We start from the raw sequence: 16990 nt of genomic DNA, 5'->3' as shown, positions 1-16990 counted from the left end.
CGTTCAACGCAAACGCTGCAGGTGCAACAGGCCGAACAGCAGCACCTGCAGGCGCTGCCACCAAGGCCCCGGCAGCCCGTGCAGACGCGCGCGGAACAGCAGCATCTCGGCAACGTGCGCCAGCAGTACCGCCAGCGCCAGCCAGTTGACCCAGGCGCCCAGCGGCGCAGCGAAGGGATAGAGCAGGTTGAGCAACGCCACCAGCCAGAACATGGCCAGGGCGCCCTTGGCGAAGGACAGCAGGTTCATCGTCAGTCTCCGAGTGGATGAACCCGGAGTGTGCCGGGCCTGACGCCGTGCGAACGCCCCTCTTTCGACTGGCGTGGCCCTGCCCCAGCGGCGATTCGCCGGGGCATGGCAGCAGCCAGATCGGCTAGCGCAGGGTCAGCCCGAAGGCTTCGTCGGTGAAGTCGAAGCAGCTGAGGAAGCGGCGGATGTCCAGCAGGTTGCCATCGACCTTCACATCCCCCAGCAGCGCGCCCTTGACCAGGCCCCCCTCGCCGGTCAGCAGGGTGTCCATGAAGCTCTTGTCCATCGACAGGCGCAGTTCGGTGCCCTCGGGAATGCCCTTGTGCAACTGCGCGACGCCACGCCGTACTTCCAGCGCCCACTGCTCTCCGACATCGGGGAAGCTGAAGCCCAGGGTCATTTCCACGTCGCCGGCCTTCTCCGGGTCGATGCGGGTCACCCAGTTCTGCAGGAAGCTCTGCGGGGTGAAGCTGCGCACCATGTCCGGCGAGAGGAACACCTTGCGCATCTCGATCGAGCGCTGGCTGATCTCGTCACCGTCGAGCTTGCCCTCCAGCTCCATGGCGCTCATCAGGTACCAGTTGCGCCAGTTGATGTTCATGCTGGCGTAGCCCAGCTTGCGGAAGCTACGCGCCTTGATGTCGCGCGCCAGCTGGTCGTCATGATCGACACGGATGGCATAGCCGGCCAGCTCGGCGGCCCACTGGTAATCACCCTTGAGGTAGGCGTTGCCGGCCTCCAGCAGCAGCTTCTCGCGCCCGCCCATCATGGCGATCAGGCGCTCGGCCTTCTGCCGTGGCGGCGTCGGGTCGAGGTCCACCGGGTCGCCCTGGAACCAGCCCAGGTAGCCGTTGTAGATCTGCCGCACGCTGTGCTTCACCGTGCCGTAGTACTCACGCAGGTAGGGCGTGTAGCCCGCCAGGTGCGGCGGCAGCTTGACCTTCTCCACCAGTTCGTCCGGCGTCAGCCCCTTGTTCATCCAGCGCACGGTCTGGTCATGGATGTAGGCGATGCCGTCGCGGGTCATGCGCAGTACTTCCTCCACGGCGTCCTGACCGCTGACCGGGCGACCGTGCAGCGGCACCATGTAGTCGGCCCGGTAGGCGCGCAGCTTGTCCAGGCTGTCGACCCACTGCACCGGGTCGCGGAACTTGGTGCCGCGCAAGGTGTGGATGTTCGGCAGCGTCGGCCCCTGGTCCACCTCGGCGCTGATCAGCACGCGATTGGCCGGCAGGTAGAGCACGATCTCGTCCGGCGCCTCGCTGGGAACATGCAGGAACTGCACGTCGAGCCCGGCGATGGTGGTGTCGAGCTTGTCCGCGAAGGTCACCGTCGGGGCGATGAAGGTGGAAGGCTCCGGAGTGACCAGCGGGCCGATGCCGCCGTTCATGTCCTGCTCGTCCTGCGCCTCGAGGAAGGAGCCGAAGCTGTAGGCCGAGCGCACACCGAGAATCGGCCCGACCAGTGCGCCCTGGGCCACGACGTTGGCCAGCAGGGTGTCGTGGGCGTAGATCTGCACGTCGCCGGACTCGACCTGCTCGCGCGTGACGAACGCCTGCACGCCGTTGATATGGTCCGGATGGAAGTGGGTGTAGACCACCGCCTTCACCGGCTTGTCGGTGATCTTGCGGAACTCGGCCATGATCTTGCGCGACTCGCTGACCGACTCGCCGGTGTCGACGATGATCAGCCCCTCCGGCGCCTCGATCATCACCACGTTGCCGAGCTGCCAGCCCACGGCGGAATAGACGTTGTCGGCGACGCGGTAGAGCTGCTGGGCGAAGACCTTGGTGTGGGCCGCCAGCTCGGCATTGATGCTGGGCTCGATGCGCTCGGCCGGCAGCTCGGCATAGGCGCTCAGGGGCAGGGAGGCGGCCAGCAGCAGGCCGCTCAAGCGAAGGAATGTGCTCATGGCGATGGACGTCTTGTTGTTGGAGTGCTGGCAGGTTGGCAAAGCCTGTTCGATAATTCCAATGCATTCGAATAAGCAAGTTGATGCACAACGCACATGAACGATCTACGCCAGCTTCGCCACTTCGTCGCGCTCGCCGAACACCAGCACTTCGCCCGTGCCGCTGCCGCCGTGCACCTCAGCCAGCCTGCCCTGAGCCGCAGCATCCAGGCCCTGGAGAGCCAGCTCGGCTGCACCCTGGTGGATCGCCACAACCGTGGCGTCACCCTCACCGCCCATGGCCGGCTGGTGCTGGAGCATGCCCGGCGCCTGCTGGCCGGCAGCCTGGCGTTGAGCAACGCGGTCAACCAGCTGGGCAACCTGCAGGCCGGCGAGCTGCGCCTGGGCGCGGGCCCCTACCCCGCCGCCAGGCTGGTACCGCAGGCGCTAGGCCAGTTGCTGCAGCGCTATCCGCGCGTACAGGTGAAACTGAACATCGCCAACTGGCTGGAACTGCGCGACGCGCTGCTGGAGTCGACCATCGAGCTGTTCGTCGCCGACATCCGCGAACTGCAAGACGATGCGCAACTGCACATCGAGCCGCTACGGGTACACCACGGCGTACTGTTCTGCCGCCCGGCTCACCCCCTGCTGCAACGGCGCGAGCTGAGCCTCGGCGACCTGCTCGACTTCCCCCTCGCCGGCACGCAGTTGCCGCACGTGGTCGAACGCAGCCTGAGCGCTGCCAGCGGCCGTCTGCAGCCGCTGAGCGTGGAGTGCGACAACTTTCTGGTGCTCAAGCGCCTGGTCGCGGGCAGCGACGTGCTGAGCATGGCGCCCTGGGACGTGATTGCCGAAGAAGTTCGCAGCGGTCAGCTCTGCCTGCTGCCCATGCAGGCGGAAGGGCTGCACCAGCACTCGGCCTATGGCCTGGTCAGCCGCGCCGGCCACAGCCTGTCGCCAGCGGCGCAGGCCATGGTCGAGGCGATTCGTCGGGTCGATGAGCAAACCCCGCACAGCGAAACCGTGCGGGGTTGAACGGGACTACCAGCGGCGCTCGTTGCTGCGCCGCTGCTCGCTGTAGCTGCGCCCATTGGAGTAGCGCTGCGGGGTGCTCCGTCCGGTGTCCCAGCCGCGCAGGACCTTGACGCCACGCTGTTCCTGGCGCCGCGCGTCACGCTGCCTGTCATGGCGTGGCTGCTCGTGACGCTTGTAGTCGTCGCGGTAGTGCGGCGCGTAGCCATAGCGTTGACGCGGTTGCGGCGCCGGCACATAGTGGGGTGGCGCCTGGTACTGGCGACGGCGGTCATCGTAGTAATAGCGCGACGTCACGTACACCGGTGGCGAATAATCGTGACGGTAGCCCTTGTAGTAGGCGTGATTGCGGTAGCCGCGATCGTGGTCGTAGCCATACACCGCACAGCCGCCGAGCGGCAGGATCAGTAACGTGGCAAGCAGGATTCTGTAGAACATGGGAGCCTCCACAGGGGAAGCGGGCCAGTGGCCCGGAAGCGGATCAGCAACGACCCTTCTTGGCCTGCCCCGGAGGGCAATGCGAAGGACCACCACCGTCACCGATATCGACGCCGATACCTGGCAACCGCAGGCTGCAGCCCGACAGACCAGTAGCCAGGCTGGCGGCCAGCAACAAGGTGCAGAGGGTTTTCATCAGCAACTCCCCTTCATGCGATGCCCCGGCGGGCAGAAGTAGCCGCCGTTGGAGTGGCCACGGCCATCCAGATCGACACGAATCACGTCAGGGTCACCTACCCGCGCATGCACGCCCGGCGCGCTGAAGCTGCAGCCGCCCAGCAGCAACGCCAATGTCATCACAGTCAAACCACGCATATTGGAATACTCCTCGATTTCCAGAAGGCTGCTGGACAGGCAGCGGCCCGGTGGTCACGGCGCTATTCAGCATGACGGTTCGACAATATGGACTGAGTCACGTTCCGTGCAGCCGAGTGACCAGGATCACAGGCCCGTCACGTTCGCTGGCACACTCCTCGCTTAGCATGGCCCGCAGCGGGAAAGCGTGGCGCTGCCTCAACACAATGGCCGACTAGGGTTCCGGCTCGTCCGATGACGAGTGGCTGGTCCGAGAGTGGGCGACCTCATCAGCGGCGGGGAGCCGCGAGGTTACACGGCGGGACAAAAGCCCGGGAGAACGCGCAGCACGGCTGTCTGCTTTCCCGCGTCCGCCAACCAACCGAGGTCCCTATGCCCATTCGCCCGCTACTCACCGCCCTGCTCTGCGCCTGCCTGCTCAGCGCTCCGACGGCCCAGGCCGCGCCGAAAACCTTCAAGCTCTGCTGGTCGGTCTTCGCCGGCTGGATGCCGTGGGACTATGCCGCCAAGCAGGGCATCGTGAAGAAGTGGGCCGACAAGTACGGCATCGACATTCAGGTGCAGGAAGTGCCGGATTACGTCGCTTCCATCGAGCGCTACAGCGCCGGCCAGTTCGATGCCTGCACCATGACCAACATGGATGCCCTGACCATCCCCGCCGCCGCCGGCACGGACAGCACCGCGCTGATCATCGGCGACTTCTCCAACGGTGCCGACGGCCTGCTGCTGCGCGGCAGCGGCAAGAGCATCCGCGACCTCAAGGGCAAGACCGTGCTGCTGGTGGAGAACTCGGTCTCCCACTACCTGCTCAGCCGGGCACTGGAATGGGGCCTGCTGGACGAGCAGGACGTGACCATCAAACATGTCTCCGACACCGAGATCGCCGACGCCTTTCTCTCTGGCCAGGGCGATGCGGTGATCACCTGGAACCCGATCCTCTCGGAAATCCAGCGCAAGACGCAGGTCAGCATGGTGTTCACCTCCAACCGGATACCGGGCGAGATCCTCGATCTCACCGTGGTCAACAGCCAGACCCTGGCCCAGCATCCCGAGTTCGGCCGCGCGCTGACCGGCGCCTGGTTCGAGACCCAGCGCCTGCTCGGCCTGCCGACGGCTGCCGGACGCGCAGCCCGAGCACAGATGGCCGCCGCGGCGGGCACCAGCGCCGAGGACTTCGAGGACCAACTGGGCACCCTGCGCTCGTTCTATTCGCCACGCAGCGCCCTCAACTTCGCCCGCACCGGCAAGATGCCGGACCTGATGCGACGCGTCGCCCACTTTGCCGATGCCCATGCCCTGCTGGGCAAGCGTGGCCAGGGCCTGACCAACCTGGGTATCGAGTTCAGCGGTGAAAAGACCATCGGCAACCCGCAGCGCGTCCTGCTGCGCTTCAACCACGCCTACATGCAGCTGGCCGCCGACGGCACCCTGTAGCGCCCCAGCAGGCGGCACGCCAGCCGCACCACGCACCAGCACGGCGCAGCCTGCCCTCGACGAGCCGCAGCGCAGCGCCAAGCGCCGCACCTTGCGGCGCATGGCACGATGTTCGCTAAGGACATCGGGTGCAGGAAAAACCCCGGCCAGCCGGGACTGCGGCACCACAATTTGCAATAGCCGGCTAGGGTTCCGGCTCGCCACAGGCGAGTGACTGGTCCGAGAGCTGGCGACCTCCAGCGAGGTTACACGGCGGGACAAAAGCCCGGGAGAACGCGCCCCATCCGTGGGGAACCGCCGCGAACTCCTGTCCGCCACCGTCAAACTGGAGGTTCATCATGGCTACGCCCCACTCGCACCAGCGGCACCCTGCCGCCTACCGGACAGCCGTCAGCGGCGTCGTCGCGCTCTAGCCGTGCCCGCCCTTCGCTACAGGCCCGACGAGGACTCTCCATGCGCCTGATCAACCGCCATCCGGACCGCAGCGGCCGCCTGCTGCTGATCCTGCTGCCCTTCGCCCTGCTGCTGTTCGTCTACTTCAGCACCTCGACCGCACGCCTGGCCGAGAACCCCAACGACAAGCTGCTGCCCAGCGCCAGCCAGATGATCGATGCCGTCGACCGCCTGGCCTTCAGCGAAGACAAGCGCACGGGCAACTACCTGTTCTGGCAGGACAGCGCCTCCAGCCTCACCCGCCTCGCCATCGGCCTCGGCGTGGCGGCGCTGGCCGGACTGGTGCTGGGCATCGCCGCCGGCAGCGTGCCGCTGTTCGGCGCGCCGCTGTCGCCGATGCTCACGGTGCTGTCGATGATCCCTCCCCTGGCCATCCTGCCGATCCTGTTCATCGTCTTCGGCCTGGGCGAGCTGTCCAAAGTGATGCTGATCGCCATCGGCATCACCCCGTGCATCGCCCGCGACATCGAACAGCGCGCGCGGGAGATTCCAGCCGAACTGCTGATCAAGGCTCAGACCCTCGGCGCCAACTCCTGGACGCTGATCCTGCGCCTGGTGCTGCCGCAACTGATGCCGCGCCTGTTGATCTCGCTGCGCCTGATGCTCGGCTCGGCCTGGCTGTTCCTGATCGCCGCCGAGGCCATCGCCAGCACCGACGGCCTCGGCTACCGCATCTTTCTGGTCCGTCGCTACATGGCCATGGACGTGATCCTGCCGTACGTCGTCTGGATCACCCTGCTGGCCTGGCTGATGGACCTGGGCCTGCGTCAGGTGCTGCGCCTGTGCTTCCCCTGGCACGAAGGAGGCAAGGCATGACCCTGTTCAGCCAACACATCGTCCCGCTGAGTGAACCCGCCATGAGCGAACCCCGTACCGACGCCAGCCCGTCGCCAGGCGCCTTCATCGAAGCGCGCCACCTGTGGCAGGAGTACAGCGACCAGGTGGTGCTGGAACGCCTCAACCTCAAGGTCGAAGAAGGCGAGTTCTGCACCCTGGTCGGCGCCTCCGGCTGCGGCAAATCCACCTTCCTGCGCATGCTGCTCGGCCAGGAACGCCCCAGTCGCGGCGAGCTCCTGCTCGGCGGCGCCCCGCTCCCCAACGAGCCGGACCCGAGCCGTGGCGTGGTCTTTCAGCGCTATTCGGTGTTCCCCCACCTGAGCGTGCTGGACAACGTCGCCCTGGGCCTGGAACTGCCACGCGCCCCCTTGCTGGGGCGCCTGTTCGGCGCAGCCAAGCGCGAGGCCCGCGAGCGCGCCGCCAGCATCCTCGCCCGGGTCGGCCTCGGCCATGCCCTGGATAAATACCCCAGCGCGCTCTCAGGCGGCATGCAGCAGCGCCTGGCCATCGCCCAGGCGCTGGTGATGCAACCGCGCATGCTGCTGCTCGACGAACCGTTCGGTGCCCTCGACCCCGGTATTCGCAAGGACATGCACGCCCTGCTGCTGGAGCTGTGGCAGGAAACCCGCCTGACGGTGTTCATGGTCACCCACGACCTGTCGGAGGGCTTCAGCCTCGGCACCCGCCTGCTGGTGTTCGACAAGGTGCGCCACGACCCGCAGGCCCCCAACGCCTATGGCGCGCGAATCACCTACGACATTCCGCTGAACGCCGCACGTCGCGCGCAGGCGCAGCTGCCCAGCGAAGTGGCCGAGCGTATTGCCGCACGCTGATCGTCCCTGAACATGTTGCCGATCAGCTCAACACCGTAGCCCGGATGAAATCCGGGGATTCACCGGGACATCGCCCCGGATTGCATCCGGGCTACAGCCGAGCGCCGTGCGCTGATCATCCGCAGGAGCCCGCTTGCGGGCGATCCAACGCTGATGCCGCCAATCGCCCGCAAGCGGGCTCCTACCCCAGGCACATTGCCGATCAGCTCATCACCGTAGCCCGGATGAAATCCGGGGAATCACCGGGACATCGCCCCCGGATTGCATCCGGGCTACCCAGCCGAGCGCCATACGCTGATCATCCGCAGGAGCCCGCTTGCGGGCGATCCATCGCTGGTACCGCAACTCGCCCGCAAGCGGGCTCCTACCCCAGGCACATTGCCGATCAGCTCATCACCGTAGCCCGGATGAAATCCGGGGATTCACCGGGACATCGCCCCGGATTGCATCCGGGCTACACAGCCGAGCGCCGTGCGCTGATCATCCGTAGGAGCCCGCTTGCGGGCGATCCGTCGCGGCTAAAGCCCCTCCCACAAATCGAGCGGCCCCCGCCCCGTGGGAGGCGCTTCAGCGGCGAGCTTTTCAGCGCCGCATCACGCAGGCACCGATGGCTAGCTCAACACCTCGAGATAACGCGCCAGCGTCTCCTGCTCCGTGGCGAACCACTGTTGCGCTTCGTCGCTGCTCGGCGTCGCGAGGTCGGCTCGCCAATCCGGGTCGAGGGTATCGACGATGAAGGTACGCACCCGCGCACGGCCATCCTGCGGATGGTGCAGGAACTGGCGGACGCGCCCCTGCACCGGCGGCTCGAAACCCTCCAGGGTCAGCACCTGCCCGACACGCGCCGGCACGGTGGACAGTTGCACGCGGTAGTCGCCCTGCGCATCGATGCCGGCCAGCGAGGTTTCGCAGTCGAGCAGCGCCGCCAGGGCCGCAGCATCGCCACAGGCCTGCGCCACCCGCTCACGCAATGCCATGCTCGACGGCCGCGGCTCCAACGCTCGCCCCTGCACCCAGCCAAGCTGCTCGCCGCAGACGATCAGGCCACCCCCACGACGCAACACCTGGCCGGTTTCGCCGTCGCATTCTTCCAGCAGGCGCAGGCCGATCAACGGTCCCCTGCCGGCCTGCAGGCGCCAATCCTCGACATAGGCGCCCGTGGTGCCGAACTCGATCATGCAGTTGCCGATGCGCTGCAGCCGCGCCGGCTCCGGCCAGCGGTTGTGCAACTGCAGCGAGACCCCGCCGCGCCAGCTGAGCATGCCGCCCTCCCAGAGGCTGTCGGCCACCCAGCCTTCGTGATTGGCCAGCACGCGCAGCTCGGTGGCGTCATAGTCCTGCCAGGCGCGCCCCGGCAATGGCGGCCCCTCCGGCAGACGCAGGTCGATGGTGAAGGTGCGGCTCTGCAACCAGTGCACCTGGGTGCGTTCGTCGCTGCGGCCATCGGCGAAACTGATGGTGCGTCGGCGAAAGTGCCCGAGCATCCAGTCCGGCACGCCGCCCTCGACGCGCATCGGGTGGCGTGCCGCCAGTTCGAACAGGTTCATGCCGTCACCTCCCGGCGCCCCTGGCCGAAGCTGGACAGGCCCAGCGTGCCATCGGGGAGCTGCAGCGTGCCGTCTTCCAGGCGCTCGCGCAGGTAACGAAAGGTCTGCGCGGTCTGCGCGAACAGGTGATCGCCGCAGCTCACCGACTGGTACACCCGCTCACCCCGGGGCGCCAGGCCGGCAATCGGCGCGATGCGCGTCGGGTAGTCGCAGGCGCAGAACAGCGGGAAGGCGAAACGCTCCTCGCTGACCTTGCGCACGCGGTGCGAGGTGGCGACGAACTGGCCGTTGCTGAGCACCTCGAGCATGTCGCCGATGTTGATCACGAAGGCGTCCTCGATCAGCGGCACGTCGATCCACTGCCCGTCGCCGTTGAGCACCTGCAGTCCCTCGGCAGTCGGCAGCAGAATGGTGAAGCACTCGTAGTCGGTGTGCGCGCCGATGCCAGGGCGGTCCGCCACCGGGTCAGGGTCGAGCGGATAGTGGATCATGCGCAGCTGGCTGGTGGGGTGGCGGGTGATCCCGGCGAAGGTGTCCTCGGCCAGTCCCAACGCCAGGGCGAAACCGCGAAACAGCGTGTCGCCCAGCGCCAGCGCGGCGCGGTAGTAGGCGCTCACCTCGCGCTTGAAGTCGGCCGAGTCCGGCCACTGGGTCGGCCCCAACAGCGGGTAGACCTGCGCCGCTTCGGTGTAGTCGTAGTTGACGTCGTAGGCTTCCTTGAGGTCCTGGCTGCCACCGGCGAACTGCTCCTCGCCTTCCGGCACGTAGCCACTGTGGTTGCTCGACTGACCGATGTAGAAGCGCATCTTTTCCGCCAGTGGCCGGGCGAAGAAGCTGCGCGCCTGGCGGATCAACCCCTGGCGCAGCTCGCGGGCAATACCGTGCCCGCTGATCTGCAGAAAGCCGACGTCGCGCGCAGCGCGGCCGAGCTCGTCGGCCACGCGCTGGCGTGCGGCCAGGTCGGCACAATTGAGCCCGGAGATATCGACAAGCGGAATGGACGTGAAATGGGTATGCGCCATGGCAAGCTCCCTTGAACAAGTGAGTTACCTGGTCGTCCAGACAAGCAGCGGAGTCGGGTCGTCCCGAAGGCGCCGGCGAGGCCGCCTCTGCAGCCAGGCTGGTAGCGATTTCCATGCCACCGCGCTGGGGCGCCGGGAAGCGCATTTCACGCGTCGCCCGCCCTCGAACGGTGCAGTGGACGCATCAACGGCCCCATCAGGCAGCACCGATGCCGCCTTGCCCGGCCGCCAACCCGCGGTTCACCGCGTTTGCCGACCTGGCACGCAATTCGCTACGACCTCAGCGTGCAGGTTCCAACCGGGATTTCCCGGAATCGCGGCACCACAATTTGCGAAATGGATGACTAGGGTTCCGATCCGCCCAGGCGGGTGACTGGTCCGAGAGTCATCGACCTCCGATGAGGTTACACGGCGGGATAAAAGCCCGGGAGAACGCGCCTTTCGAACGCTTCGAAACGTGCCGCGACTCCTGCCCGTACTCATCAAGACTGGAGGTTCCAATGCGCAAGTACCGTCTGCTCTCCTTCGCTGCCGCCGGCCTGGCCGCAGTACTCAGCTTCAGCGCCCACGCCGAGAAGAAAGACAGCTTCAGCGTCTGCTGGACGCTCTACGCCGGCTGGATGCCCTGGAGCTATGCCAGCACCTCCGGCATCATCGACAAATGGGCGAAGAAATACGGCATCGACATCGACGTCGTGCAGCTCAACGACTACGTCGAGTCCATCAACCAGTACAGCGTCGGCCAGTTCGACGGCTGCACCATGACCAACATGGACGCCCTGACCATTCCGGCCGCCGGCGGCGTCGACTCCACCGCGCTGCTGGTCGGCGACTACTCCAACGGCAACGACGGCCTGCTGATCAAGGGCGAAGGCAAGACCCTGGCCGACCTCAAGGGCATGCCGGTCAACCTGGTCGAGCTGTCGGTCTCCCACTACTTCCTCGCTCGCGCCCTGGAAAGCGCCGGCATGAGCGAGCGCGACGTGACGGTGGTGAACACCTCCGACGCCGACATCATCGCCGCCTACACCACGCCCGGCGTGGAGGCCGCCGCCACCTGGAACCCGATGCTGGCGGAAATTCTCGCCCAGCCGGGCAGCACCCAGGTCTTCGACTCGTCGAAGATTCCCGGCGAAATCCTCGACATGATGGTGGTCAACACCCAGACCCTGAAAGACAACCCGGACTTCGGCAAGGCCCTGACCGGCGCCTGGTTCGAGATTCTCGAACTGATGCAGGCCGGCACCGCCGAGAGCAGTGAAGCGCTGAGCGAAATGGCCAAGGCCTCCGGGACCGACCTCGCCGGCTACCAGTCGCAGCTGGCCACCACCAAGCTGTTCTACACGCCGCAGGACACCCTGGACTTCATCACCAGCCCGGCGCTGCCGGAGACCATGACCAAGGTCGCCAGCTTCAGCTTCGACCACGGCATCCTCGGTGAGGGCGCACGCAGCGCCGATGCCATCGGCATGACGTTCGCCGGCGGCGTCAGCACGGGCGACAGCGCCAACATCAAGCTGCGCTTCGACCCCAGCTACGTGCAGATGGCCGTCGACGGCAAGCTCTGACGCCATCCCATCGCAACGATGATCAGGCGCCCTCTGGCGCCTGACGCTCCGGCTTTGATCCCGAGGTTCCCATGCACACTGCCCTTACCCTGCGCCCGAGCCTGTACGAAGAGACCGTACCTGGCGGCGGGCATACCTCCTTCATCCTCAAGCGCGGGCAATTGCTGCGCATCACCGACATCGAGGGCGGCGCCAACGTCAGCCTGCTGCTGTTCAACGCCGGCGAAAAGAGCGAGCGCCTGAACCTGCCGGACACCCTCAAAGGCCAGCACACCGCCAAGCTCACCGCCGGCCATTGCCTGTACTCGGACATGGGCAGGGTCCTGGCCGCGATCACGGCCGATACCTGCGGCTGGCACGACAGCTTCGGCGGCGTGCTCAACGCCGCCGAGACGCTGGAGAAGTACGGCCAGGGCCGCTACCAGGAACTGCGCAACGGTTTCTTCCGCAACGGCATGGACAACCTGCTGGTGGAGATGGGCAAGTGGGACCTGAACCTGCAGGACCTGCTGATGAACCTCAACCTCTTCAGCCGCGTGGATGTCGACGCCGCCGGGGCCTTCCACTTCCGGCCCGGCAACAGCCAGGCCGGCGACTACATCGAACTGTACGCGCCGATGGACACCCTGGTGGTGCTCACCGCCCTGCAACACCCGATGGACCCAAACCCGCAGTACGCGCCCAAGCCCGTGCAGCTGAGCTGGAGCAAGGTCGCCAGCGACGGCATCAGCGTACTCTGCCGCACCTCGCGCCCGGAGAACGGTCGTGCCTTCCACAACACCGAACGCCAGTACATCTGAGGGTGCCGACATGAGCCTGACCGCAAGCAACCTGCATCCCGAAACCGCCGTCTATCGCCACACCATCCCGGCGGGCGAGCCCTACCTGTTCGAGGTCAGGGCCGGACAGACCCTGCGCCTGCACGACCTGGAAGGCAACCAGGCGATCGACACCCTGTTCTTCGCCGCCGCCAACCCGCGCGAGCGCTTCGACCCGCAGCGCACCCTGCGCAAGCAGAACCGCGTCTACCTGAGCACCGGCACCGTGCTCTACTCCAACCTCGGCAACCCGCTGCTGACCATCACCGCCGATACCTGCGGGCGTCACGACACCCTCGGCGGTGCCTGCGCGCAGGAGAGCAACACCGTGCGCTACGCCCTGGACAAGCGCTACATGCACAGCTGCCGCGACAACTTCCTGCGCGCCAGCCTGCACGACGGCCGCCTGAGCAAACGCGACATCGGCGCCAACATCAACTTCTTCATGAACGTGCCGGTCACGCCCGAAGGCGGCCTGACCTTCGAGGACGGCATCTCCGCGCCCGGCAAGTACGTCGAGATGAAGGCCGAGACCGATGTCATCGTGCTGATCTCCAACTGCCCGCAGCTGAACAACCCCTGCAACGGCTGGAACCCGACGCCCGCCGAAGTGCTGGTGTGGGATTGATTGATGCACTCCCCTCTCCCGCTTGCGGGAGAGGGGCCGGGGGAGAGGGTCATGTCATCAACCGCCCCTCTCCCCAGCCCTCTCCCATGAATGGGAGATGGAGACAAGCCACCCGGATTTTCCGTCACGGACGACCGTGGCGCATGACCAATGACGGCGGGACGGCCCGCCATGACCTTCGAGGGTCACCCCATGTTCGAAAAACTGCTGATCGCCAACCGTGGCGCCATCGCCTGCCGCATCCTGCGCACCCTGCGTGAACTGCAGGTCGGCGGCGTGGCCGTGTACTCCGAAGCCGACGCGGCCAGCCTGCATATCCAGCAGGCCGACGAGGCCTTCTCCCTGGGTGAGGGGCCGGCGACGCAGACCTACCTGGTGGTCGACAGGATTCTCGCCATCGCCAGGGCCAGCAGCGCCACGGCGATCCACCCCGGCTACGGCTTTCTCTCCGAGAACGCCGCCTTTGCCGAAGCCTGCGCAGCGGCAGGCATCGCCTTCGTCGGCCCGACGCCCGAGCAACTGCGCGTGTTCGGCCTCAAGCACACCGCCCGCGCGCTGGCCAGGCAACACGGCGTACCGATGCTCGAAGGCACCGAGCTGCTGGAGAACGTGGCGGCGGCGCTGGCCGCTGGCGAGCAGGTCGGCTACCCGGTGATGCTGAAAAGCACCGCCGGTGGTGGCGGCATCGGCATGCGCGTCTGCCGTTCGGCCGAGGAGCTGAGCGACGCCTTCGACGCCGTCAAACGCCTGGGGCAGAACAACTTCAGCGACAGCGGCGTGTTCATCGAAAAGTACATCCAGCGTGCCCGTCACCTGGAGGTGCAGGTGTTCGGCGATGGCCAGGGCGAGGTGATTGCCCTCGGCGTGCGCGACTGCTCGGTGCAGCGCCGCAATCAGAAGGTGCTGGAAGAAACTCCGGCGCCGAACCTGCCCGCCGGCATGGCCGATGCACTCTGCGCGGCAGCGATCAAGCTGGCCAAGGCGGTCGACTACCGCAGCGCCGGCACCGTGGAGTTCGTCTATGACAGCGAGGCGCAGCGCTTCTACTTCCTCGAAGTGAACACTCGCCTGCAGGTCGAGCACGGCGTCACCGAACAGGTCTGGGGCGTCGACCTGGTGCGCTGGATGATCGAACTGGCGGCCGGTGACCTGCCGCCGCTGAGCGAGCTGGCCGCCGGGCTGCGCCCCAGTGGGCATGCCATCCAGGCGCGCCTGTATGCCGAAGATCCGGGCCGGGACTTCCAGCCCAGCCCAGGTCTGCTCACCGCCGTGGCCTTCCCGCCCGCCGATGGCAAGGCGCTGCGCATCGACACCTGGGTCGAAGCCGGCTGCGAGATTCCACCCTACTTCGACCCGATGATCGCCAAGCTGATCGCCTGGGCCCCGACCCGCGCACAGGCCAGTGCCGCGCTGGACCAGGCCCTGACGGATTCCGTGCTCTACGGCGTGGAATGCAACCGCGACTACCTGCGCCAGATCCTGGCCGACGCCCCCTTCGCCAGCGGCTCACCCTGGACACGCTGCCTGGAGGGCCTGGTCTACCAGGCCAGCACCTTCGACGTGCTCAGCGCCGGCACCCAGACCAGCGTGCAGGACTACCCCGGCCGCCTCGGCTACTGGGCCGTGGGGGTGCCACCCTCCGGGCCGATGGACGACCGCGCCCTGCGCCTGGGCAACCGCCTGCTCGGCAACGACACCGCAGCAGCCGGCCTGGAAATCACCATGAGCGGCCCGACCCTGCGCTTCAATTGCGACGCCGTGGTGGCCGTCACCGGCGCCGATATCCCGCTGACCGTCGACGGCGCCGCGCAACCGATGAACACAGCCCTGCTGATCCACGCGGGCAGCACCCTGGCCCTCGGCACCATTGCAGGCAGCGGCGCGCGCAGCTACCTGAGCGTTCGCGGCGGCATCCAGGTGCCGGACTACCTGGGCAGCAAGAGCACCTTCACCCTCGGCCAGTTCGGCGGCCACGGCGGCCGCGCCCTGCGCGCCGGCGACGTCCTGCACATCCCGACGCTGAACGAACGCAGCGCAGGCGCACGACTGCCTGCCGAGCTCTGCACGGCCCTGCCAGCGCTGCGCGAACTGCGGGTGATCTACGGCCCCCACGGCGCGCCGGAATACTTCACGCCGGCCTATGTCGACAGCTTCCTCGCCACCGACTGGGAAGTGCACTTCAACTCCAGCCGCACCGGCGTGCGCCTGATCGGGCCGAAGCCCGAATGGGCGCGCGACAGCGGCGGCGAGGCCGGCCTGCACCCGTCGAACATCCACGACAACCCCTACGCCATCGGTGCGGTGGACTTCACCGGCGACATGCCGGTGATCCTCGGCCCGGACGGCCCCAGCCTGGGCGGTTTCGTCTGCCTGGTGACCATCATCGAGGCCGACCTCTGGCAGCTCGGCCAGCTCAAGGCCGGCGACAAGGTGCGCTTCGTGCCGGTGGATATCGCCACGGCACGGGAGCTTGCCAAAGCCAGTGCAATCGAGTGCACCACACTCCGTAGGAGCGGCTTCAGCCGCGATATAGCTGGCACACCAATCGCGGATAAATCCGCTCCTACAGGCTCCCCCATCGTGCTCGACCTAGGCGAAGCCGACACCCGCCTGGTCGCGCGCCTGTCCGGCGACACCCACCTGCTGCTGGAGATCGGCCAGCCGGAGCTCGACCTGGTCCTGCGCTTTCGTGGCCACGCGCTGATGCAGGCACTGGAGGCCAAGCGCCTCGACGGCGTGATCAACCTCACCCCGGGCATCCGCTCGCTGCAGCTGCACTACCAGCCGGAAACCCTGCCCCTGCAGACACTGCTCGACATCGTCGCCGGCGAATGGGACGCGGTCTGCGCCGCGCGCGATCTGCAGGTGCCGTCGCGCATCGTCCACCTGCCGCTGTCCTGGGACGACCCGGCCTGCCAGCTGGCCATCGAGAAATACATGACCACCGTGCGCAAGGACGCCCCCTGGTGCCCGAGCAACCTGGAGTTCATCCGCCGCATCAACGACCTGCCGAACCTCGACGAGGTGTATCGCACCGTATTCGACGCCAGCTACCTGGTCATGGGCCTGGGCGACGTCTACCTGGGGGCACCGGTGGCCACGCCGCTCGATCCACGTCATCGCCTGGTCACCACCAAGTACAACCCGGCACGCACCTGGACGGCGGAGAATTCGGTGGGCATCGGCGGCGCCTACATGTGCGTGTACGGCATGGAAGGCCCCGGCGGCTACCAGTTCGTCGGCCGTACCCTGCAGATGTGGAATCGCTACCGCGAGGTCGCGGCCTTCGACGGCAAGCCCTGGCTGCTGCGCTTCTTCGACCAGATCCGCTTCTACCCGGTATCGGCCTCCGAGCTGCTGCGCATCCGCCGCGACTTTCCGCTCGGCCGCTTCGACCTGCGCATCGAGCACAGCGAACTGGCGCTGGCCGACTACCAGCAGTTCCTCGCGGATGAGGCCGATGGCATCGCCGCCTTCCGCCACCAGCAGCGTGCAGCCTTCGACGCCGAGCGGCAGCGCTGGATCGACAGTGGCCAGGCGCATTTCGAGGTCGAGGAAGCCGCACCGGAGCAGGCGGAAGACGCTCCGCTCGGCGTCGGTCAGCACGCCATCGAAAGCCACGTGGCCGGCAACCTCTGGCAGGTGCAGGTCAGCGAAGGCGCGCAGGTTCAGGCAGGTGACGTACTGGTGATTCTCGAATCGATGAAGATGGAGATCCCGCTGACCGCCCCCATGGCCGGCACCGTACGCGAAGTGCGCGTGCAACCGGGCTCGCCGGTGCGCGCCGGGCAGCGCGTGGTGGTCCTGGACGAAGCCTGAGATTCGCCGCTGAAGCACCTCCCACAGCCCCCTGTGGGAGGTG

At 67.0% G+C, this 16990-nt stretch carries 15 protein-coding genes and 3 riboswitches; of the genes, 8 read left to right on the top strand and 7 right to left on the bottom strand.

Translation table 11 applies throughout. The features are described 5' to 3' along the window. Positions 1-3 precede the first annotated feature (3 nt). Positions 4-249, bottom strand: coding sequence for a DUF1145 domain-containing protein (locus EWH21_RS08155; protein WP_037055439.1), 246 nt, complete (start codon positions 247-249; stop codon positions 4-6). 124 nt (positions 250-373) lie between these two features. Then, positions 374-2161: an alkyl sulfatase dimerization domain-containing protein gene (locus tag EWH21_RS08150; protein ID WP_047584507.1), complete on the bottom strand. Its 1788-nt coding sequence runs from the start codon at positions 2159-2161 to the stop codon at positions 374-376. 96 nt (positions 2162-2257) lie between these two features. Here EWH21_RS08150 and EWH21_RS08145 point away from each other — a divergent pair, with 96 nt between their 5' ends. After that, positions 2258-3178 (top strand): LysR family transcriptional regulator, encoded by a 921-nt coding sequence (locus EWH21_RS08145; protein ID WP_047584497.1) that lies wholly within the window; start codon positions 2258-2260, stop codon positions 3176-3178. A gap of 6 nt (positions 3179-3184) precedes the next feature. Here EWH21_RS08145 and EWH21_RS08140 read toward each other — a convergent pair whose 3' ends face one another. From EWH21_RS08140 to EWH21_RS08130, 3 genes are read right to left on the bottom strand one after another with little or no spacing between them, the layout of a single operon-like run. Beyond that, positions 3185-3613, bottom strand: coding sequence for a hypothetical protein (locus EWH21_RS08140; protein ID WP_277700260.1), 429 nt, complete (start codon positions 3611-3613; stop codon positions 3185-3187). Between the two features lie 43 nt (positions 3614-3656). Beyond that, positions 3657-3809: a hypothetical protein gene (locus tag EWH21_RS08135; protein WP_172979134.1), complete on the bottom strand. Its 153-nt coding sequence runs from the start codon at positions 3807-3809 to the stop codon at positions 3657-3659. Next, positions 3809-3988 carry a hypothetical protein gene (locus EWH21_RS08130; protein ID WP_037055432.1) on the bottom strand — a complete coding sequence of 60 codons (180 nt, stop codon included), beginning with the start codon at positions 3986-3988 and terminating at the stop codon, positions 3809-3811. The genes EWH21_RS08135 and EWH21_RS08130 overlap by 1 nt, the downstream gene beginning before the upstream one ends. 203 nt (positions 3989-4191) lie before the next feature. Then, positions 4192-4308, top strand: a riboswitch (guanidine-I (ykkC/yxkD leader). 52 nt (positions 4309-4360) lie between these two features. Here EWH21_RS08130 and EWH21_RS08125 point away from each other — a divergent pair. The 3 genes from EWH21_RS08125 (at position 4361) to EWH21_RS08115 (ending at position 7545) form a co-directional block, all read left to right on the top strand. Further along, positions 4361-5422, top strand: a complete 1062-nt coding sequence (locus EWH21_RS08125) for a putative urea ABC transporter substrate-binding protein (RefSeq protein ID WP_277700259.1) — start codon at positions 4361-4363, stop codon at positions 5420-5422. A 173-nt stretch (positions 5423-5595) separates the two neighbouring features. Beyond that, a riboswitch (guanidine-I (ykkC/yxkD leader) is annotated at positions 5596-5696 on the top strand. Positions 5697-5875: 179 nt separating this feature from the next. Then, positions 5876-6691, top strand: a complete 816-nt coding sequence (locus tag EWH21_RS08120) for an ABC transporter permease (protein ID WP_277700258.1) — start codon at positions 5876-5878, stop codon at positions 6689-6691. A gap of 41 nt (positions 6692-6732) precedes the next feature. Then, positions 6733-7545, top strand: a complete 813-nt coding sequence (locus EWH21_RS08115) for an ABC transporter ATP-binding protein (protein WP_277700597.1) — start codon at positions 6733-6735, stop codon at positions 7543-7545. Between the two features lie 611 nt (positions 7546-8156). Here the strand turns inward: EWH21_RS08115 and EWH21_RS08110 are convergent. Both EWH21_RS08110 and EWH21_RS08105 read right to left on the bottom strand, forming a co-directional pair. Further along, positions 8157-9092, bottom strand: a complete 936-nt coding sequence (locus tag EWH21_RS08110; RefSeq protein ID WP_277700257.1) for a hypothetical protein — start codon at positions 9090-9092, stop codon at positions 8157-8159. Beyond that, on the bottom strand, positions 9089-10114 hold the full coding sequence (locus tag EWH21_RS08105; protein WP_277700256.1) for a 2-oxoglutarate and iron-dependent oxygenase domain-containing protein: 1026 nt from the start codon (positions 10112-10114) through the stop codon (positions 9089-9091). The genes EWH21_RS08110 and EWH21_RS08105 overlap by 4 nt, the downstream gene beginning before the upstream one ends. A gap of 333 nt (positions 10115-10447) precedes the next feature. Beyond that, positions 10448-10547: riboswitch (guanidine-I (ykkC/yxkD leader) on the top strand. A gap of 67 nt (positions 10548-10614) precedes the next feature. Here EWH21_RS08105 and EWH21_RS08100 point away from each other — a divergent pair. The 4 genes from EWH21_RS08100 to uca all read left to right on the top strand — a co-directional run bounded on the left by EWH21_RS08100 (position 10615) and on the right by uca (position 16947). Then, positions 10615-11682, top strand: coding sequence for a putative urea ABC transporter substrate-binding protein (locus EWH21_RS08100; protein WP_277700255.1), 1068 nt, complete (start codon positions 10615-10617; stop codon positions 11680-11682). A 71-nt stretch (positions 11683-11753) separates the two neighbouring features. Beyond that, complete coding sequence (locus tag EWH21_RS08095) at positions 11754-12482, top strand: urea amidolyase associated protein UAAP1 (protein WP_277700254.1); 729 nt, start codon at positions 11754-11756, stop codon at positions 12480-12482. Positions 12483-12492: 10 nt separating this feature from the next. Beyond that, a complete protein-coding gene (locus EWH21_RS08090; protein ID WP_152488204.1) occupies positions 12493-13128 on the top strand; it encodes an urea amidolyase associated protein UAAP2 in 636 nt (211 codons plus the stop codon). A 192-nt stretch (positions 13129-13320) separates the two neighbouring features. Continuing rightward, positions 13321-16947 carry an urea carboxylase gene (gene uca / locus EWH21_RS08085; protein WP_277700253.1) on the top strand — a complete coding sequence of 1209 codons (3627 nt, stop codon included), beginning with the start codon at positions 13321-13323 and terminating at the stop codon, positions 16945-16947. Positions 16948-16990: the final 43 nt, after the last annotated feature.

It is taken from the genome of Pseudomonas sp. REST10 (genome assembly GCF_029542605.1).
GTDB lineage: Bacteria > Pseudomonadota > Gammaproteobacteria > Pseudomonadales > Pseudomonadaceae > Aquipseudomonas > Aquipseudomonas khazarica.
The sequence above is the reverse complement of the archived record's forward strand: the minus strand, read 5'-3'. Positions and strand labels throughout refer to the sequence as shown.